The sequence below is a fragment of the Salinivibrio kushneri genome, from assembly GCF_027286325.1.
GTDB lineage: Bacteria > Pseudomonadota > Gammaproteobacteria > Enterobacterales > Vibrionaceae > Salinivibrio > Salinivibrio kushneri_A.
The window spans coordinates 1290985-1311677 of sequence record NZ_CP114588.1 but is presented as its reverse complement, the minus strand read 5'-3'; the positions used below and the strand labels follow the sequence as shown (position 1 = coordinate 1311677).

Below are 20693 nucleotides of genomic sequence, written 5' to 3'. Positions count from 1 at the left end.
ATCCCGCATTTGTGATGCAAGTCATCCCAACAATAATTTCTACGCGAGAATCAGCGTGATAAACAATCAAGTTTTCTATCATTCACTTGATTTTACGCGAGACTTCATCAATCCTGATTTGTATACACAATTTTGACAAGGAAACTGTATGGCCAACGCGCCTCGTTATCAACAAATCAAAGCCTATATAGAAGAAAAAATTGAGACACGGGTTTGGCCGGTTGGTACGCGTATCCCTACCGAATACGAACTGTGCGATCTATTCAACGTTAGCCGGATGACGGTCAATAAGGCGGTTCGTGACTTAGTAACTGAGGGGCTACTCGAGCGCACGCCACGGCTAGGCACGTTTGTCACTGAACCCAAGGCGGAATCACCGTTGATGGACATTCGTAATATTGCCGATGAAGTCACCGCACGCGGTCAGCACTATCACAGTGTCATCCATGCCTTGAAACGCCTCTCTGCGCCCGTTGATGTGGCAATGCGCTTGGGGGTGATGTTAGGCACCGACGTCTATTACAGCGAAATTGTCCACTATGGTGATGAGATACCGCTCCAGCTCGAGCAGCGCTGGGTGAATCCAGCGCTTGCGCCTGCCTATCTCGAACAAGACTTCAACCAGACCACCCCCAATGAGTACTTGTCGTCAGTGTGCCCGGTTAACACCATTGAGCATAGTGTCGAAGCGATTAATCCATCAGCAGCAGTCAAAGAGGCATTGGCGATGAAGTCTGATGAGCCCTGCCTTTTGCTCCATCGCCGCACCTGGAGTCAGCAAACGTTGGTCAGTGCCGCATTACTGTATCATCCAGGTTCACGTTATAAGCTAACGTCGCGTACGGACAGATAGCCTATCCCCGTTTCTATAAGCTATGCTTGTTGAAAGATCGTGTATCGGGGTAACGAAATGATTGCGCGAGTTCTAACCCTATTCAGCCGCTATTGTCTATCCATCGTGATCGTTTTGATGCTGCACACTCCCTCCGCTGGTGCCACAGACAAAATCATCCGCCTTACGAGCGGCGAATTCGCCCCGCTCATGTCGGCAAAGGTCAAACATCGAGGCCTTATCAACCATATTGTTGAAGAAGCGGCGGCACTAAGTGGTTATCGCGTTCATTATGGCTTTTTTCCGTGGAAACGTGCCTATGTGATGGCAAAAAGTGGCTACTGGGATGGCTCTGTTGCGTGGGGTTACACCGCAGAACGTGAGAAATACTTTGCCTACTCAGCGCCCATCTTTCCTGAGCATGTTTACCTTTATCACCGAAAGCATTATGCCTTTGACTGGCAAGAGGAAGCTGATCTGGAAGGTATAAAACTCGGTGTTAACCGTGGTTACCTTGACGAATACATGCTGCAACAAATGCAAAAACGTGGCTTATACATTAACTATCAAGCGACCACCACAGAACTGCAGAACTTTCGTGCCCTCATTGGGGGCCGAGTCGATATTGTCATCAGTAACCGCCTCATTGCCGAGCGAGTACTCAGACAGCACTTCGACGAACAAGAGCGTGGTAATATTGTTCGTCATTCACGCCCTTTTCGCGTCACCTCATTGCATGTACTGATCAGTCGAGAGACAGAACAGACGGATGAGTACATTTCAGCGTTCAATCAAGGGCTAGAACGCTTGCATCAATCCGGACGCTACGATGAGCTGATCACGGATTTTGAGAACGGCGCATACGACTAATAGTCACCTTTCACACCATTAATCTTTCTTATCTATCCAAAAACGATCGAACCGATCACAAAAACTTTACAACCCCTCTTGTACTTGCTCACTTATTTGTCTATACATTTGTATAGACATTTATGAAGCAGCAAGGTATTCGCCATGAAGAAGGTATTTACCGAAGCAAATGTGGTCAGTATGGCGAGCGATATTCGTGACGATGCTGGCTACCAGTGCCAACCCAATACAGCGATCGCTGTCGAGAACGGCAAAATTGTCGCGATAGGACAACAAGCCAAGCAGCTTGATTGGCCTAAGCAGTCGTTGAATGGTGGCCTAGTGACGCCAGGGCTTATCGATAGTCACACACACTTGGTATTTGCAGGCAATCGTGCCGGTGAGTTTGAGCAGCGCCTTAACGGTGTACCTTACCAAACCATCGCTGAGCAAGGCGGTGGGATCTTGTCCACCGTCAACGCCACTCGCACAGCCAGCGAGGACGAGCTACTTAGGCTCGCGCTGCCCCGCGCTGAAGCACTCATGCGAGATGGTGTGACAACCATCGAAATAAAATCAGGATACGGCCTTACTTTTGAAGACGAGCTAAAAATGCTGCGCGTCGCACGCGCCATTGAGCAGCACTTGCCGGTTAACATTTCCACTACCTTGTTAGCAGCACATGCACTGCCACCTGAATATCAACATGATGCCGATCACTACATTGACTTTGTTTGTCATACGCTAATCCCTGCCGCGGCAGAACAACAACTGGCCGATGCGGTAGACGTTTTTTGTGAAAAAATAGCCTTTAGCGTCGACCAAGCAGAAAAAGTCTATGCCGCAGCCAATGCACATGGATTAAAAATTAAAGCTCACACCGAACAGCTAAGCGATCTCGGTGGCAGTGTGGCAGCCGCAAAAGCAGGCGCCTTGTCGGTGGATCATATTGAATACCTATCAGAAGCCGACGCTCAGCTATTGGCTGAGTTCGGCACGGTTGCGACCTTGCTCCCTGGCGCGTTTTACTTTCTGCGTGAAACTCAACACCCTCCAATTCAAGCATTGCGTGACAACCAAGTACCCATGGCACTCGCGACTGACTTTAACCCAGGAACGTCACCCTTTGCCTCGTTAACTCTGATGATGAACATGGCCTCGACCTTTTTTAGATTGACGCCTAAAGAGAATCTCTATGGTGTCACCCGCCATGCTGCGCAAGCCATGGGGCTAAACAACAAAGGTCAAATCGCTGTCGGATTTGACGCGGATTTGGCTGTTTGGCACTGCGACTCACCGGCTGAGCTTAGCTACATGGTGGGCACTGCGCCACTTGCTGGGCGCATCGTTGGCGGAACATGGTATGACAACCAGGGGATCCGCGGATGAAACACTTACCAACTGATATGACGCTTTGGCAAGGACGTGTTGACCCAGAGGACGGTGAGCGCGGACTGCGCTTGCACCAAGTGGTTACCTCATACACGCCTTCTTGTGAACAAGGCGGTGTGGTGATCTACGGTTTTGCTTGTGATGAAGGCGTCGCTCGCAACAAAGGTCGTCAAGGCGCGGCGCTGGCACCGGATACTATTCGGCATGCATTGGCGAATTTTGCCTGGCACAACGCCCCTGCCCTCTATGATGGTGGCAATGTCGCTTGTGATGACACCGACCTTGTCCTAGCACAACAAGGGCTAAGTCAACACATTCACCAAACACTATCACAGCATAATGTTCTGGTGCTGGGGGGCGGACACGAAACCGCGTGGGCCAGCTTTCAAGGCTTATCCGGCTACCTGTCACGCCATGGTTCACCCTTGCAGACACCCAAGATCGGTATCATTAATTTTGATGCGCACTTTGACTTGCGCACACCCCAAGGGCTCAGCAAAGCCGGCAGCTCAGGCACACCCTTCGCGCAAATCGCCCAGCTTTGTCAGCAAAAAGGCTGGCCATTTCACTATGCCTGCTTAGGCGTAAGCCGAACCAGCAACACCCAAGCGCTATTTGATAAAGCCGAGCAACTTGGATGCTGGGTAGAAGAAGATACTGAGATGCATGTGGCGGCAATCCCTGCGCTGAAGGAGAAGTTAGGCAAATTTATCCAAGGGTGTGATTACTTGTACCTCACGCTAGATATGGATGTTTTTCCTGCCAGTGCCGCGCCGGGAGTAAGCGCACCAGCGACAATCGGCGTCCCAGTACAGGTCATTGAACCACTGATTCAGTTTATTTTTGGTGAAGCCGACCGGCAACGTATTCGTGTCCCCGTGTGCGACATCACTGAAGTTAACCCCAACTACGACCGCGACCGGCAAACCAGTCGATTAGCGGCTCGCATGGCTTGGACCATGCTACACGCTACGTCGCACCACATTGATTCACAAGGAGAGTAACCATGACGGATCCACGTTTTGATTCACGCACGGTTAAAGCCCCAACTGGGCCAGAGCTTAATACGAAAAGCTGGCTGACCGAAGCCCCCCTTCGCATGCTAATGAATAACCTACACCCAGACGTGGCCGAACACCCTAATGGCTTAGTTGTCTATGGTGGGATTGGACGTGCTGCTCGCAATTGGCAATGTTTCGACAAGATCGTCGAAGTACTTAAACGTCTCGATGACGATCAAACCTTGCTGGTTCAGTCAGGTAAGCCTGTTGGCGTATTCCCGACCCACAAAGATGCGCCCCGTGTGCTTATTGCCAACTCAAACTTGGTGCCGCATTGGGCCAACTGGGAACATTTCAATGAGCTGGATAAGCAAGGCTTGATGATGTATGGCCAAATGACCGCAGGGAGTTGGATTTATATCGGCTCACAAGGCATTGTTCAAGGCACTTACGAAACCTTTGTTGCTGTCGCTAAAAAGCATTTCGATGGTGAGGCCAAGGGGCGCTGGATCCTAACCGGTGGTCTGGGTGGCATGGGTGGCGCACAGCCGCTAGCAGCCACCATGGCTGGCTTTTCAATGATTGCGGTTGAGTGTGATGAAAGCCGAATCGATTATCGCCTACGCACCGGCTATGTCGATCGCAAAGCAACGTCACTCGATGAAGCGCTTGGGATGATTAAAGACGCCAACCAGTCTGGTAAGCCCGTTTCCATTGGGTTACTGGCCAATGCGGCTGATATTTTCCCTGAACTAGTTAAGCGCAATATCACCCCGGACGTGGTCACCGACCAAACCTCAGCCCACGACCCTCTCAATGGTTACTTGCCACAGGGCTGGACCATGGAGCAAGCCGCCGCTCAGCGCAAAGAAAACGAAGCAGAGGTCGTGAAAGCCGCGAAAGCATCAATGGCCGTACAAGTAAAAGCAATGCTTGATTTGCAAACGCGCGGCGCGGCGACCTTGGATTACGGCAACAACATTCGCCAGATGGCCCTCGAAGTAGGGGTCGACAATGCCTTTGATTTCCCAGGATTTGTCCCTGCCTATATTCGTCCGTTATTCTGCCAAGGAATTGGTCCGTTCCGCTGGGCGGCCCTGTCAGGCGATCCGGAAGATATCTATAAAACCGACCAAAAAGTCAAAGAGCTAATCCCGGATGACCCGCACCTGCACAACTGGCTGGATATGGCCAAAGAGCGCATTCAGTTCCAAGGCTTACCGGCTCGTATTTGTTGGGTGGGTGTCAAAGACCGTGCCCGCTTGGCTCTTGCCTTTAACGAAATGGTGAAAAATGGCGAACTCAAAGCGCCCGTGGTGATTGGCCGTGACCACTTAGACTCAGGCTCAGTCGCGAGCCCGAACCGTGAAACCGAGGGCATGCTCGATGGCTCGGACGCGGTGTCTGATTGGCCATTACTCAACGCGATGTTAAACACAGCATCAGGAGCCACCTGGGTATCATTACACCATGGTGGCGGTGTTGGCATGGGCTTCTCGCAACACTCAGGCGTGGTGATTGTCTGTGACGGCACCGATGATGCCCACCAGCGTGTGGCACGTGTGCTACGAAACGACCCTGCCACAGGGGTAATGCGCCACGCCGATGCCGGCTACGATATTGCCATTGATTGTGCCAAAGAAGAACAACTCGATCTGCCGCTGTTGGACTTACCTAACCAACCGCTGCGCTAAGGAGAGCAAGATGTACACATTAACGCTACAACCTGGTGAGCTCACCCTGGACCAACTACGACAAGTCAGCCGAGAGCCCGTGCAACTGGCGTTTGCTGACGGTATTGAAGCCACCATGAAAACCAGCACGGACACTGTCACCAACGTCCTTGAACAAGGACGGGTGGTATACGGCATCAATACGGGCTTTGGCTTATTGGCCAATACCCGCATTGAGCTTGACGATCTCGAAACGCTCCAGCGCTCGATTGTGTTGTCTCACGCGGCGGGGATCGGTGAGTTTATGGACGATGCTACCGTGCGCCTGATGATGGTGCTCAAAATTGCGAGCTTGGCGCGTGGTTATTCAGGGATCCGCTTTGAGGTCGTCAAAGCGCTGGCAGAGTTGGTCAACCGCGAGGTGTATCCCTGCATCCCCAAAAAAGGCTCCGTGGGCGCTTCAGGCGACCTTGCACCTCTCGCGCATATGAGCACGGTATTACTGGGTGAAGGCCAAGCGCGTTATAAAGGCGAAGTGATTTCAGGTGAAGCCGCGTTAAAGATCGCCGGGTTATCGCCTATTACACTGGGGCCAAAAGAAGGGCTGGCGCTTCTTAATGGAACACAGGCGTCCACGGCCTTTGCCCTCGAGGGTCTGTTTGAGGCCGAAGATCTGTACGCCGCCGCCACGGTTTGTGGCGCATTGTCAGTGGAAGCGGCACTTGGTAGCCGACGCCCCTTCGATCCGCGCATTCACGCAGTACGCGGCCACCAAACCCAAATGGATGCTGCTACCGCCTACCGCCACCTATTGAATGAGTCCAGTGAAATTGGCGACAGCCACCAAAACTGTGAAAAAGTGCAAGATCCTTACTCTCTGCGCTGCCAGCCACAGGTGATGGGCGCTTGCTTGCAGCAAATTCGCCAAGCAGCCGACGTGCTTATCACTGAAGCCAATTCGGTATCCGATAACCCACTGGTGTTCCCAGAAGATGGCGACATCATTTCTGGGGGCAATTTCCACGCCGAGCCCGTTGCCATGGCTGCAGACAACCTGGCATTAGCGATTGCAGAAATGGGTAGCTTGTCGGAACGTCGGATGGCACTACTCATCGACACTAACCTCAGCAAGCTCCCGGCATTTTTGGTTAACAACGGTGGCGTTAACTCAGGATTTATGATCGCACAGGTCACTGCTGCCGCGTTGGCCAGTGAAAACAAAACTCTGGCCCACCCCGCATCGATTGACAGCCTGCCTACCTCAGCAAACCAAGAAGATCATGTCTCTATGGCGACCTTTGCTGCTCGCCGCCTACATGATATGAGCAGCAACACACGCGGTATTTTGGCCGTCGAACTGCTCTCAGCCAGTCAAGGCATTGACTTTCGTGCTCCCCATAAAAGCTCAGAGCGCTTAGAGCAAGCCAAAGCGGAGTTACGTGGTGTCGTGCCGTTTTACGACAAAGACCGCTACTTTGCTCCCGATATCGAAAAGGCCAATGCACTGCTTAAAACCGGGACCTATAACCGCTTGATGCCAAACGGCATCTTGCCGAGCTTATCTTCCGTCTCGTAACCGCAGCAATAAGCACCAAATCTAACTGTTAAACGGCTCTTCATGAGCCGTTTTTTTATTCAAACTGTTGCCATATCCACAGATATAAGGCGACATCCTGGGCTACTATATAACCAGTTGCTGTTACTTCCCCCTTTACCTCGATGTAACGGAGTCGCTTATGTGGCATGCCCTGTCTGTACACCTATCCGAACAACTCGGGATTGATTTTGAGATCACCGAAAAACACGCGCTCAGCGGTGGCGACATCCATAATGCCTATTGCATTGGCGATGGCGGTGATCAACGTTTTTTCGTCAAGGTGAACGAGCGCGCCCTACTCCCCGCCTTTGAAGCCGAAGCAGAAGGGTTGCGTCAACTCGCGATGAGCGGCCATATTCTTGTGCCTCAGGTGTATTTTGTCGGCCCCGTGAAAGACAGTGCTGTCTTGGTGCTCAACTACCTGCCCATCAAACCGATAGATGACACGCAGGCTTATTTGTTGGGGCAACACTTAGCGCGTCATCATCGCTGGGGGGAGCAAGCAGAGTACGGCTTCGATGACGATAATTTCATCGGCACCACGGAGCAGAGAAACTGTTGGCACCGCAAGTGGTGTCGTTTTTTTGCTGAACAACGTATTGGGTGGCAACTGCAATTGGCGGCTGAGCGCTCGCTGCATTTTGGCGACATCGATACCATTATCGAGAATGTCAAAACCCAACTTGTTGGCCATACCCCAAAGCCTTCCTTGCTTCACGGGGATCTTTGGTCGGGCAACATGGGGCTGTCGGTCAATGGCCCTGTGGTGTTTGACCCTGCCTGTTATTGGGGCGACCGTGAAGCCGATATTGCCATGACAGAGCTCTTTGGTGGTTTTCCGCAAAGCTTCTATAACGGCTATCAAGCCGAGTGGCCGTTAGATGAGGGTTATCAAAATCGAAAAGACATTTACAACCTTTATCATGTGCTTAACCACGTCAACTTATTCGGCGGCCCATACCTCACACAAGCAGAACAATTGCTGACAAAACTCACACTGACGGTGTAGGATGCGGTGCACACAAATTAAGAGTGAGGTTGGCAATGTTATCTGCCGCGATATTTGATATGGACGGCCTGTTGGTTGACTCAGAGCCGTTTTGGCAACGTGCACAAATTGACGTGTTGAGCGAGCTGGGTGTTTCCATCAGTTTGCAAGACACGCGTGACACCACAGGCGTTCGAATTGACGAGATAGTCAAATACTACGCACGCACTCAGCCTTGGCAGGGTCCCTCCAATGCCGATGTACAAGCACGGATCGTCGACCGTGTGGTGGAGTTAGTGAAAGACGAGAAGCCGATGATGCCAGGCGTTAAAGAAGCGTTAGCGATTTGCCATCAAGCTGGACTAAAAGTGGGCTTAGCATCGTCATCGCCCCTTACACTTATTCATCCAACCCTCGATGCATTAGGACTCAGTGAGCAATTTGCCATTGTCGAGTCAGCGGGCGCGCTTAAACACGGCAAGCCTCATCCAGAAGTTTATCTTAACGCCGCCAACGCCTTGGGTGTGGAGCCCGAGCATTGTGTCGCCTTTGAAGATTCATTTACCGGTCTACTTGCCGCCAAAGCGGCCTCGATGAAAACCATCGTTGTGCCTGCAGCCCATGAGTGGGAAGACCCCCGTTTTGTGATTGCCGACCAAAAGCTGGCGAGCCTTCGCGCATTTAGCGCAGATAATCTCGAATCGCTCTAGCCGTCTACATCACGATAGCAGCATAAATGGCATTCACCGGCATTAAGGTGATATGCCATTTATCGCGACGCAAAGCCCAGTTTATCGATCGTATTCTCCCCTACGTTTATCCCGTTACTATCCTCATCTATACTGGGTTTAAGTACAGAGAATCAAGTAAGAGGTGCGTAACCATGGATGATATTACTGACCGGATCGTAAATTGCCCGCACTGTGGTCATCGCTTTGATATCACATTGGATTTAAGTGGCGGCAACCAAGAGTTTTATGAAGATTGTCCAAACTGTTGCAATGCCATTCATTACGATATGCAGATTGATGAATCACACAAAACCATTAACCTGTTTATTGATGCGGATGATGAGCAAATCTTCTAACCGTTAAGCTCACGTCCACTACTTACCTGCCTTAATAGCTTTGCATCATCGCGGGTGCGAAATTGATGCGGCCTACGCTTCCCTTTCTCTTCCCCTAGCACGTATAATTGCGCGCGATTCCATTCCCCTTCCGTTCAATCACAAACTGTTGAGGCCGACGTGCAGCAATACCATGATGAAGCAAGAGCCATTATTCGGCTCAGCGTGCCTGTTTTTATTGCCCAAATAGCTCAAACCTCCATGGGGTTTGTCGATACCGTGATGGCTGGTGGCTACAGTGCCACCGATATGGCTGCCGTGGCGGTTGCCTCAAGCATATGGATGCCCGCCATTTTATTTGGCATCGGTTTGTTAATGGCGATGGTTCCTGTTATTGCCCAGCTCAACGGGGCTGGCAAAGAAAACCAGATCCCCTTTCAATTTCAGCAGGGGGTACATATGGCACTGCTTTTAAGCGTGCCGATTGGGCTCATCTTATATAAAGCCGGTTTTATTATTGATTTAATGGATGTCGAAGCGGCGCTCACGGTAAAAACCATTGGTTACTTGCATGCGGTGATTTGGGCAGTGCCAGCCTTTTTGCTTTTTCAGGCGATTCGCAACCTGTGCGAAGGGATGTCTTTAACCGTCCCGGCAATGGTAATAGGCTTTATCGGCCTAGCCGCCAACGTGCCGCTTAACTGGATGTTCGTCTACGGTAAGCTAGGGGCACCGGAACTAGGCGGCGTCGGATGTGGTGTCGCCACGGCGCTGGTGTACTGGCTAATGGCAGGACTGATGGCCGTGTATGTCATGATCAGCAAAAAGCTCAGTGGCCTACGCCTATTCGCCACACTTTATTCGCCGATCATCAAAGAGCAGATTCGCTTGTTTAAACTCGGCTTCCCCGTGGCGGCGTCACTGTTCTTCGAGGTGACACTGTTTGCGGCCATTGCTATTTTAATCGCTCCACTTGGGCCGATCACCGTGGCCGCTCACCAAGTGGCGATCAACTTCTCCACCATGATCTTTATGTTGCCGATGAGCCTTGGCGTGGCGGTCAGCATTCGTGTCGGCCACCTATTGGGCAAACGCACCACCGAAGGGGCAGCCAATTCCGCCAAAATCGGTATTTGGCTGGGTGTCAGCACGGCCGTGGTAACCGCCTTACTCACCGTCTGGCTGCGCGACCCAATTATCGCCCTGTATTCTGATAATCCCGACGTCGCCACACTGGCATCATCATTGATGTTATTGGCAGCTGTCTATCAGATCACCGATGCGATTCAAGTAGTTGCTGCTGGTGCACTACGAGGCTACAAAGACATGCGCGCGATTTTCCAACGCACCCTGGTCGCCTATTGGGGGCTAGGTTTACCGCTCGGTTATGTGCTCGGCATGACAGACTGGCTAGTACCAGCCATGGGCGCGCACGGTTTTTGGATCGGTATTATTATCGGTCTATCCAGTGCCGCGGTATTGTTGGGCCTACGCTTACGCTGGATGCGTCAGCAATCTCCCGAGTTCCAACTGGCCATGGCTGAACGGTAGGCAAATGCCACAGGCGCGCCACCGCGCTTAAACTAACAGTACGCCGAGCGATCGCGGGTTGGATCGCTCGCGTAACATCAGGAAGTGAGTATAAAAAACAAAGGACAAGGGCCAAATCATGCGCCGATTACAAACCGCAATACTCGTGATATCGTTAGTAGGATTAGCTGGATGCCAATCAGACGATCCAGCCAAAGATATGATGGCCGACTATTACCAACGACTTGGCAATGTGTTGGATGCGCCAACCCCCGATTTCACCTCCCCTGAGCTACCGGCATTGCCACGTAAACGCGATCTGGTTCAGCCGCTTGATGAACTGCGAATGGGTGTGCTCGATGCCTATGAGCTTCGCCAGTGTGGCCTATTCAACCTTATTGCGGAACGTAATTCATCCTTGGGTAAAGTCGCCGACCGCTTTCGACAGCTCGACTATGAGCTCCATTTTATCGAGACTGCTGAGCAATGTTTACCGCAGGTAAAGGATCCGAGCATTCACGCTGAGCTGGAAAAGGCGCTAGCGCTCAAACGTCAGCAGCGCGATAAAGTTATTTGGAATACCTTGATTGATAGTGAGGCTTGGCGCGCGCAGCTCAACTTACCGGCGTTTACGCTTCCCATCGAGCTTCCAGCACACAGCAATGCGGTCAACACCATCGAGCAATTTAGCCAATTAATACCTTCAACCCAAGCGCCTACCGAGCCTGTTACGGCCTGGCAAGAAAGCATCGAAAAGCAGCCAATTTTAGGCGATTTGTTTGTGAGCTTGAGTTATCACACCGCGTGGCTGAACCAAACCAGTGAACTGATTGCCAACCATCAACAGACAGTGCGTTGCGGCGGTAACTTTGATACCACCCGTTTAAAACGCCTGCAGACTGTCTTTTATAAGTTTTACGTGGGTGATGTGCAGCCGTACCTTGCTCGTGTAGATGGGCTTTATCGCGATCTTGCCCCGGCTCTTTCGCGACTTGCGACATTAAACACGCCTGACGCATTTAACGATTACAAAAACGCCTACTGGAAGGGAGACGCTTATCAGGCATACAAAGCGGCGATTAAGCATCATGCCAATGTCTGGCAGCAATTGTTCCAACGTTGCGAGGTCAAACTCGGGCAATAACGCCCAAAAATCAGCGAGTCACCGTTAAAACAGTCACTAACGCATGGCAGGTAGTGAAAACATCGCCATATTGACGATCAAATCGCCAAACAGTCGTTTCTACGCAAAAATATGGGCTCAAGCGCTTGCGTGACACAGATGAACTCGCTACTATTCATCCCGCTTTCAAGCACTGTGCGTCCGTAGCTCAGCTGGTTAGAGTATCGCCTTGACATGGCGGGGGTCGGTGGTTCGAGTCCACTCGGACGCACCACTTTGCTTGAAAAGAAAAATTATGCGTCTGTAACTCAGTTGGTTAGAGTGTCACCTTGACATGGTGGAAGTCGGTGGTTCGAGTCCACTCAGACGCACCACATTTTGAAATTCGCGTCCGTAGCTCAGTTGGTTAGAGTACCGCCTTGACATGGCGGGGGTCGGCAGTTCGAGTCTGCCCGGACGCACCATTTCCAGAGAGCCTGCTTTTTAGCAGGCTTTTTTGTTTGCCGTGTCCCGTCCTGAAATACGTTGACATAAAGAGGACTTCTTTATGACAACATCAAGTAACTCAAGCCGTAAGCGTACGCAACGTGATTACACCTTAGCCTTTAAATTAGGCGTTGTTGAGCGTGTTGAAAAAGGTGAAATGACCTACAAACAAGCGCAAGCCCGTTTTGGTATTCAGGGCCGCTCAACGGTGCTCGTCTGGCTCAGAAAACATGGTAGACTCGATTGGTCGAAACCATTTCAGCATCCCCTTATGCCACATTCAAAAGAAACCCCAGCCGAAACTATCAAGCGCCTTGAGCGTGAGTTAGCCGAAGAGAAACTGCGTAACCAAATCCTCAACGGTATGGTCGATATCATGGACAATGAGTACGGAGCCGGCCTCAGAAAAAAGTACTTATCCGGTACATCTGGCAAGCCAAAGCCAAAAGCAAAATCAAGTTAGCGTCGGCATGTCGTGCCGCAGGCGTTTCTCGACAAGGTGTCTACCAAGCCGTTGCTCGAATGGAAAGCCGAAGAGCTGAACTATCAATCATCAAAGACTGGGTCCAATACTGGCGTAAATATATGCCGAGGTTAGGGGCGCGTAAGCTCTACGCGTTGGTAAAGCCCAAGCTAGTTGAACATGGCATTAAACTAGGGCGAGACGGGTTTTTTAGCTATCTGAAAAGTGAAGGTTTACTGGTTAGACCCAAGAAAAGCTACACAAAAACAACGTGTAGTAAGCACTGGATGAAGAAACATCCTAACCTGCTAAAAGAAGACGGACTACATGATGCTGCGCATGTACTGGTTAGCGACATAACTTATGTTGAATCAGACCAAGGTGTGCATTACCTGTCACTGGTGACCGATGCCAGTTCACGCAAGATAGTGGGTTATCACGTGAGCGAAGATATGAAAGTAGACAATGTAGTGAAAGCGCTGAAAATGGCCGTCAAAGATAAGCGCTATATCGGCAATGCGGTACATCACTCAGACCGAGGTTCGCAATACTGCTCAGCCGTTTATCAGAATGCGTTACAGGAGAGTCAAATCCAGTCGTCGATGACGGATGGTTATGATTGCTACCAAAACGCGTTAGCGGAAAGAATCAATGGCATACTGAAGCAGGAGTTTTTACTGTACCGGTGTAAGACACTGGCAGAGCTGAAAGTACTGGTAAAAGAATCGATAGCGATATACAACGAAATGAGACCGCACCTGAGTTTAAGTATGACAACCCCCAATCAGGTGCATAATAGAAAAGGCCAGCTACTGGAGCTGGCCTAAAAACTGTCAACCTATTTTAGGACGAGACACCGCGAATACCGCTATCTGTCGTCTTTAAAGCAAGATAGGCTCACGCCACATCAGTAAACGACACCATCAATAACATGAAATTAAAACGAGGCAGGCACAAACACCCGCCCCATTGATTCATGCTTGTTCGTTTTACGCTACGGCGCTATCCGCGGCTAACACAAACTTTTCAATCGCTTTGGCCACACCGTGCTCATCATTGCTCTCGGTAATGTAATCCGCAATTTGCTTGGTTGCTTCCATGGCATTCGCCATCGCAATGCCAAGGCCGGCGTATTCCAACATTGCGTGATCATTTTCAGCATCGCCCATGCAAATCACTTCATCGGGTTGAATACCTAGATGCGCTGCAATGGCGGCCACCCCCGCCCCTTTATTGCTCGCAGGGTTTAGAAACTCGAGGAAGAAAGGCGCACTTTGCACGACCGTAAATTCCTCGCGTAGCGCGGATGGTAACGCACTGATCACTTCGTTTAACTTGCTTGGCTCTGCCACCATCAACACTTTGATAATCGGATGATCATCGCTTAAGGTCTCGAAATCCATCACGGTAATATCTAGGCCGTTGATCTTGCCTTCAATTTCGGTATACGGGTTCTGTGCCGGGGTAATCAAACCATATTCAGTACTAAACGCGTGCACGTAGGCACCCAGAGCCTCGGCGTGCCGAGCCAGCGCTTTCGCGGCTTTGCCGTCTAGCCCTTTTTGCAAGATCACCTCATCGGTCCCCACGTTTTTCACCATCGAGCCATTGTAATAAAGCACAAAGTCTTGATCCGACCCGATTCCCAATTCATCTAGCTTAGGTTGCATGCCTTCAAGCGGCCGACCGGACGCCAATACCACAGCCACACCTTTCTCACGCGCACGGGCAATGGCTTGCTTATTCTCAGCAGATATTGCTTTTTCGCTGTTTAACAAGGTGCCGTCCATATCTAGGGCGATTAATTTGTACATCGTTTACTCACTTCAACATCAAAATAAAATCAGAAATTGTCCCAGAACCGCAGACTAAACGCCGTGCCTACAACAACATATCGTCTTCAATCGCAATAAAGCGATCAACACTGTTCACCAAGGAATTAGCCGTGAGGGAAGGTACACCAAGCACTATCGCTTCAGTGTGATAGCGCGCGCGAATTTTATTCATCAGCAAGTCAAAATCTCCGTCGCCGGATAACAGCACCACGGTATCAACCTCGGGCGCGGCTTCCATCACATCAATGGCAATCCCTACATCCCAATCGCCTTTGGTACTGCCATCGGCGCGTTGAATATAAGGTTTGAGCTTGACGGTAAAGCCAATGTGGCGAAGGGCATCTTGAAATTTGATTTGCTGATCGTCATCGCGGCGAATGGCGTAGGCATACGCGGTTACCACCTCCCCCATATCATTGAGGGTTTGCCACAACTGGCGATAATTAAACTGACGCCCGTAGGCTTGGCGTGTGGTGTAATAGATATTTTGAACGTCGACAAAAACCGCGATTTTTTTCAAGTCAGGCTCACAGTCGGTGGGAGAATTGAAGCCAGAGAGGATACCACATCACGCGACCGTGACGACAATCACAAACGTGGCCGCATCTAGCACAAACAAAAAAGCCGCTGATAACAGCGGCTCTCGCGAGGGTTAGTATCATTAACTTAACCCAACAATATTACCCTCATCATCAAGGTCAAGGTTCATAAACGCTGGTTTTTCCGGTAGACCGGGCATGGTCATCACGTTGCCACATAAGGCATAGACAAATCCGGCACCCGCGCATAATTTCAACTCGCGGATCGGTACATCAAAGCCTTTGGGAGCGCCTTTTATCGCACCATCGGTTGAAATAGACAGTGGCGTTTTCGCCAAACAGACTGCCAAGCCGTCATATCCTTGCGCTTTAAATTGTTGCAGTTGCTGTTTCGCGGTGTCACTTAACGTCACGCTTCCCGCGCCATAACCAACTTCCGCAACCGCCATTAGTTTTTCTTCCAAGCTTTGCTGGGCGTGATACAAGGGCGAGAATGATGCATTGGTTTCACATTGCGCGACCACTTGTTCCGCCAGTTCACGCGTACCCTCGCCACCTTGGGCAAAGCCTTCACTGATCGCTACCCGCACCTTGTTGGGCAGCGCTTCAATCATCGCCTTGAGTGCCGCAAGCTCCGCATCACTGTCTTGTGGAAAGCGATTAATCGCCACCACCGCCGGCACACCATATTGAGTCACATTATTGATATGCCATTTGAGGTTTTCGAACCCTGCTACTAATGCCTCATTATCATCCGTAAAGAGCGCGTCGGGCATAGGCTGACCAGGCTGTAAATTGTAGTGACCCGAGTTGGCTTTTAAGCCGCGCAATGTCGCCACAATCACTGCACAGTCTGGCGCTTTACCGGATGCTTGCGCTTTAATGTTGCAGGCTTTTTCAAATCCCATGTCCGAGCCAAAGCCACCTTCGGTGACGGTATAATCACCCAGCTTAAGCGCAATGTTATCGGCGATAATCGACGAATTGCCATGGGCAATATTGGCAAACGGACCGGCGTGAATCAGTGTCGGCACACCTTCTAGGGTTTGCATCAAGGTGGGTTCAATCGCTTCTTTCATACTGACCGCCATCGCGCCGGCCACTTGCAAATCTTCGGTGGTGATCGGCTCACCGGTATGGCTATAAGCCAACACTATGCGGCCGATGCGCTGACGCAGATCGCGAAGATCGCTCGCCAACGCCAAAATCGCCATTAGCTCGGAGGCGGCCGAGATATCAAACCCGCCTTCACGCTCGTAGCCGTTGATGGTTTTGCCAGGCGCGTTTTTGCCCACAGTCACCATACGCAAGGCGCGATCGTTGTGATCCATCACCCGCTTCCATACCACGCGACTTGGGTCTATTTTTAGCGCTTTTAAGCCACTACGCGCCTCAAAATCGTCGTAGCCTCGACGTTGCTCGTGATAAATGCGCGCATCAATGGCCGCAGCTGCCAAATTGTGCGCCGCGGTCACCGCATGAATATCTCCCGTCAGGTGGAGGTTTAGCTCCTCCATCGGAGCCACTTGCGAATAACCGCCCCCTGCCGCGCCGCCTTTCACACCAAATACGGGTCCCATCGAAGGCTGACGAATACACGCCGTCACAGAATGATTCAGCTTCGCCAAGCCTTGCGCCAGGCCAACCGTGGTGACGGTTTTGCCTTCACCCAAGGGCGTGGGAGTGATGGCGGTGACCAGAACTAACTTCCCCGTTCGCTTCGGCGCAAGACGCTTTAAACAATCGAGAGATATTTTGGCTTTATAGCTACCTTGCGTTTTAAACTCTGAGTCAAGGAGGCCAACTTGCTTGGCAATGATAGAAATGGGGGCGAGTGTGGTGTTACGGCAGATCTCGACATCAGACAGCATGAAATCCTCTCAATAGCGCACAAGACAATTAAGCAAACGTTTGCGTGAGCATGATACCGCTAAAATAACCATTGTAAAGCGAAAGGACGCTTACGGTAAGCGTCCTTTTAACGTTTTTATCCTGTCACGCACCTACGCACGCTTTGGAGTGAGTTAGGCGTTATTTAGGCGACTTTAAATTGCCCTACTAAGGTATCGAGATCTTGCCCGAGCGAACTCAGTTCTTCCGCCGCGTGTGACGACGTCTCGCTCGCGTTTAGTAAGCTGGCGACAATGTCGCGTATTGATATTAGGTTACGGTGAATATCTTCCGTCACCGTGGTTTGCTCTGATGCTGCACTGGCAATTTGCGAGGTCATATCGTTTACTTGCGAGAACGCGGCACTCACCGAGGTAATTCGCTCGCCAATTTCCGATGAAATCGTTGCCATGCTTTGGCACTCTTGATCACTGTCGGCAATGGTGTTGACTGCACTATCCACATGCACATGCAGACCATCAAGCATGTCACGGATCTCATGAGTGCTGGTTTGGGTACGACTGGCCAAGGTGCGCACTTCATCAGCCACCACTGCAAAGCCTCTGCCCTGCTCGCCCGCACGGGCCGCTTCAATCGCCGCGTTTAGCGCCAGCAGATTGGTTTGCTCGGCAATTTCACCAATCACGGACAGTACCGAGGTAATTTTATCCGACTGGGCTTTAAGCTGATCCACCTGCCCGCTCGATTCACTCATTTTCGCGACCAAACGCTCAACCGACGCCTCTGATTCACGCACTTTCGCCTGTGCATTCTGTGCATCTTGGGTGGCAGACGTCGCGGCATCAGCAACCTGAGTGGTGTTCTGTGCCACTTCCTGCGCAGCGGAGCTCATTTCTGTTACCGCGGTAACCACTTGCTCGGTCTCGTTATCATGGGTTTGTAGCTTTTGTGCTACCGCGGATGTTTGCTGAGCCATATCACTGGCGGTATTGTTTACTTGGGCCGTCACTTGTGCCACGCGCTGAATGGTCTGCTGCAGCTTCTCAACAAAGCGATTAAACGCATGACCCAGTTGGGCAATTTCATCATGCCCGTGCACATGCAAGCGCTGGGTGAGATCGCCCTCGCCACTGGCAATATCATTGAGTTTGTCGAGCATGTGTTTCACCGACTTGCCAATACGCTGCGCAAACCAACTTACCAATAAACCGGTAATCACCACCGTGCCTAGCCCAAGCAAGGTTAAACGGAAAATTTGCGCATCCAGAGTTTGCTCTGCGTCGGTGCGATAAGCTGCGACCTCTTGCTCAATGTCATCGGTGTAAGCACCCGTACCGAGTAACCACTGACCGTTATTGACCATCACCGCATAGCCAATTTTATCAATCAGCTGGTCGGTGCCAGGCTTTTCGAACATAAAATTGAAAAAGCCATCACCCCGCTGTGCGGCATCGAGCAATCCTTTTATTACCTTATTACCTTTTGGATCGGTAAAATCAATCAGGTTTTTCCCTTCAAGCGCAGGCTTAACAGGGTGAAACACATTGATCCCCTGTTTGTTGTAGATAAAAAAGTAACCCGCGTCACCAAACTGCACATCAGTGAGCGCCGTTTTCACCTCGTCCAAGCGAATATCACTGGTGCCTGGGTTAATACGCTTAACGATGTTTTCCGCCACCTGGGTGACTTCTTTTAGTTGTTTTTTGCGCTCGTTGACTAATTTTTCCCGAAACGTGGCAATGTTATCTTCAATAAGCTCGTGCTCGTTGTAGGCGGTGACTGTGCTCATAATTAATATCGAGGCGATAAGCGGCACTACCGCGAGCAGGAGTATTTTGGTTTTAAACATCAGCTTCATTGGCAATTACCCTACAGACTAATTTTGTAAGCAAATGCTACTACTTAGCTAGACAGTCAAAAATATAAACCGCTGTTTTCTTTGATCTAAACGCAATTGAGTCACCGAAGCTGTGACAAGGGTTGGAGTGCAATGTAAGCGGTGAGAGTTTACATCGTAGTGATGCGTTGAAGCAGAACGTACGCGCTATGCATTGAGATATGGGAACGAGCCTCCAGCAAACCATTCTGCTCTTTATCCCGTATTCTTAGGGGGATCCAGGAGGTGGCTATGAAAAATCGTAAAGTGCCGCATGGTAAGTTTTCTCGCTTTGGTGCACTGGCCTCTTTAGCGGGACGGGTGGCGTCGAATGTGGCGTGGGAAGGTACTAAACAGTTTGCCCAAGGCAATCGGCCGAGTCGTAAAGATTTGGTGATGTCGCCGGCCAATATTGCTCACGTGGCGGACAAACTGGCGGATTTGCGCGGGGCGGCAATGAAGGTGGGTCAATTGTTGTCGATGGATGCAGGAGATTTAATCCCACCCGAGCTTAGTGAGCTGCTCGCCCGCTTGCGTAATAACGCCACGCCCATGCCACCGGCGCAGCTCAAAGCGGTGCTCAATGAAGAGCTGGGCGATAATTGGCAGGCTGAGTTCACCCACTTTCGCTTTTCGCCCATCGCGTCAGCATCGATTGGCCAAGTGCACGAAGCCTACACCGATGCCGGTGAAAAAGTGGCGATAAAGGTGCAATACCCGCGCATTAAAGACAGCATTAATAGTGATGTGGATAATGTGATCACCCTACTGCGCTTAAGTGGCCTGATTCCCAAAGAAGCCAACTACCAAGCTTTGCTCGATGAAGCCAAGCAACAACTGCATGATGAAGCCGATTACCGCAAAGAGGCACAAGCGCTGATACGGTTTGGCGCCCATTTAAAAGAGGCCAATGGCTTGGTGGTGCCTAAGGTACATTCGCCCCTTACCTCAAATCGTATTCTTACCATGAGCTATATGGCGGGAGAGCCGATTGAGCGGCTTGATAAGGCTTCAGCGACCGTTCGCCACCGCGTGATCAGTCGATTATTCCAGTTACTGTTTGAAGAGGTGTTTGTATTCGGTGAGGTGCAAACCGACCCCAACTTTGCCAATTACTTGTATCAACCAGACACTGGGCGTGTGGTGTTGCTCGATTTTGGTGCCACCCGTCAGTATGCAACGACGTTTACCGATGGCTATCGCAAACTATTTTTAGCGGCGATCGAAAAAGATAACGCGAGTATTGAGGCGGCTTTAAGACAAATTGGCTTTTTTGCCGATCACATCTTGCCTGAGCAAAAAGCCAGTGTACTTGAGCTCGTGAATACGGCTTGTGAGCCGATCGCAACCGATGCGCCATTTAACTTTGGTGAAGCGGATTTGGCGACGCGTTTGCGCAACCGTGGGATGGCGCTGAGTATGGAGCAAGGCTATTGGCACACACCGCCAGCAGATGCGCTGTTTTTACATCGTAAAATTGCCGGGTTGTATTTGCTGGCGGCCAAGTTAAACGTCAGTTTTAATGTCCGCCAGTTGTTGTTGCCTTATTTAACCCACTCACATACGGATAATCCGGTGGAGGTATAATCATC

17 protein-coding genes and 3 tRNA genes are annotated in these 20693 nt (G+C 50.8%); 16 read left to right on the top strand and 4 right to left on the bottom strand.

Annotated elements, in window-relative coordinates; all coding sequences use genetic code 11:
• Positions 1–148 precede the first annotated feature (148 nt).
• The 15 genes from hutC (at position 149) to N8M53_RS06185 (ending at position 13827) form a co-directional block, all read left to right on the top strand.
• Positions 149–853, top strand: coding sequence for a histidine utilization repressor (hutC, locus tag N8M53_RS06255; protein WP_269579889.1), 705 nt, complete (start codon positions 149–151; stop codon positions 851–853).
• A gap of 57 nt (positions 854–910) precedes the next feature.
• Positions 911–1702, top strand: a complete 792-nt coding sequence (locus N8M53_RS06250) for a substrate-binding periplasmic protein (RefSeq protein WP_269579888.1) — start codon at positions 911–913, stop codon at positions 1700–1702.
• 144 nt (positions 1703–1846) lie between these two features.
• The gene (gene hutI, locus N8M53_RS06245; protein ID WP_269579887.1) at positions 1847–3070 is read left to right on the top strand and encodes an imidazolonepropionase; all 1224 of its coding nucleotides are present in this window, start codon (positions 1847–1849) and stop codon (positions 3068–3070) included.
• On the top strand, positions 3067–4077 hold the full coding sequence (hutG, locus tag N8M53_RS06240; RefSeq protein ID WP_269579886.1) for a formimidoylglutamase: 1011 nt from the start codon (positions 3067–3069) through the stop codon (positions 4075–4077). Before hutI ends, hutG begins: the two co-directional genes overlap by 4 nt.
• Before the next feature lie 2 nt (positions 4078–4079).
• On the top strand, positions 4080–5768 hold the full coding sequence (gene hutU / locus N8M53_RS06235; RefSeq protein ID WP_269579885.1) for a urocanate hydratase: 1689 nt from the start codon (positions 4080–4082) through the stop codon (positions 5766–5768).
• A gap of 10 nt (positions 5769–5778) precedes the next feature.
• A complete protein-coding gene (hutH, locus tag N8M53_RS06230; RefSeq protein WP_269579884.1) occupies positions 5779–7323 on the top strand; it encodes a histidine ammonia-lyase in 1545 nt (514 codons plus the stop codon).
• A gap of 160 nt (positions 7324–7483) precedes the next feature.
• Complete coding sequence (locus tag N8M53_RS06225) at positions 7484–8353, top strand: fructosamine kinase family protein (RefSeq protein ID WP_269579883.1); 870 nt, start codon at positions 7484–7486, stop codon at positions 8351–8353.
• Between the two features lie 35 nt (positions 8354–8388).
• On the top strand, positions 8389–9042 hold the full coding sequence (hxpB, locus tag N8M53_RS06220; protein ID WP_077772402.1) for a hexitol phosphatase HxpB: 654 nt from the start codon (positions 8389–8391) through the stop codon (positions 9040–9042).
• Between the two features lie 173 nt (positions 9043–9215).
• Entirely contained in the window at positions 9216–9419 is a 204-nt protein-coding gene (locus tag N8M53_RS06215; RefSeq protein ID WP_269579882.1) for a CPXCG motif-containing cysteine-rich protein, read from the top strand.
• A 159-nt stretch (positions 9420–9578) separates the two neighbouring features.
• Complete coding sequence (locus N8M53_RS06210) at positions 9579–10949, top strand: MATE family efflux transporter (RefSeq protein WP_269579881.1); 1371 nt, start codon at positions 9579–9581, stop codon at positions 10947–10949.
• Positions 10950–11067: 118 nt separating this feature from the next.
• A complete protein-coding gene (locus tag N8M53_RS06205) occupies positions 11068–12072 on the top strand; it encodes a DUF3080 domain-containing protein (protein WP_269579880.1) in 1005 nt (334 codons plus the stop codon).
• A gap of 176 nt (positions 12073–12248) precedes the next feature.
• Positions 12249–12325 (top strand) — tRNA-Val (locus tag N8M53_RS06200).
• A 23-nt stretch (positions 12326–12348) separates the two neighbouring features.
• Positions 12349–12425 (top strand) — tRNA-Val (locus N8M53_RS06195).
• Positions 12426–12438: 13 nt separating this feature from the next.
• A tRNA-Val gene (locus N8M53_RS06190) sits at positions 12439–12515 on the top strand.
• A gap of 83 nt (positions 12516–12598) precedes the next feature.
• A protein-coding gene (locus N8M53_RS06185) for an IS3 family transposase (protein ID WP_269578702.1) occupies positions 12599–13827 on the top strand; the annotation gives its coding sequence in 2 pieces (ribosomal slippage) (positions 12599–12950 and positions 12950–13827; 1230 coding nt in all).
• Between the two features lie 162 nt (positions 13828–13989).
• Here the strand turns inward: N8M53_RS06185 and N8M53_RS06180 are convergent.
• The 4 genes from N8M53_RS06180 to N8M53_RS06165 form a co-directional block, all read right to left on the bottom strand.
• Positions 13990–14814 carry a Cof-type HAD-IIB family hydrolase gene (locus N8M53_RS06180; protein ID WP_269579879.1) on the bottom strand — a complete coding sequence of 275 codons (825 nt, stop codon included), beginning with the start codon at positions 14812–14814 and terminating at the stop codon, positions 13990–13992.
• A 67-nt stretch (positions 14815–14881) separates the two neighbouring features.
• Positions 14882–15355, bottom strand: a complete 474-nt coding sequence (locus tag N8M53_RS06175; RefSeq protein WP_077674883.1) for an NYN domain-containing protein — start codon at positions 15353–15355, stop codon at positions 14882–14884.
• A gap of 141 nt (positions 15356–15496) precedes the next feature.
• Positions 15497–17245, bottom strand: a complete 1749-nt coding sequence (locus N8M53_RS06170) for a formate--tetrahydrofolate ligase (RefSeq protein WP_269579878.1) — start codon at positions 17243–17245, stop codon at positions 15497–15499.
• Positions 17246–17409: 164 nt separating this feature from the next.
• Positions 17410–19083: a methyl-accepting chemotaxis protein gene (locus N8M53_RS06165; RefSeq protein ID WP_269579877.1), complete on the bottom strand. Its 1674-nt coding sequence runs from the start codon at positions 19081–19083 to the stop codon at positions 17410–17412.
• Between the two features lie 264 nt (positions 19084–19347).
• On the opposite strand from N8M53_RS06165, the gene N8M53_RS06160 reads away from it, so the two are divergent.
• The gene (locus N8M53_RS06160) at positions 19348–20688 is read left to right on the top strand and encodes an ABC1 kinase family protein (protein WP_269579876.1); all 1341 of its coding nucleotides are present in this window, start codon (positions 19348–19350) and stop codon (positions 20686–20688) included.
• The last annotated feature ends 5 nt before the right edge of the window (positions 20689–20693 follow it).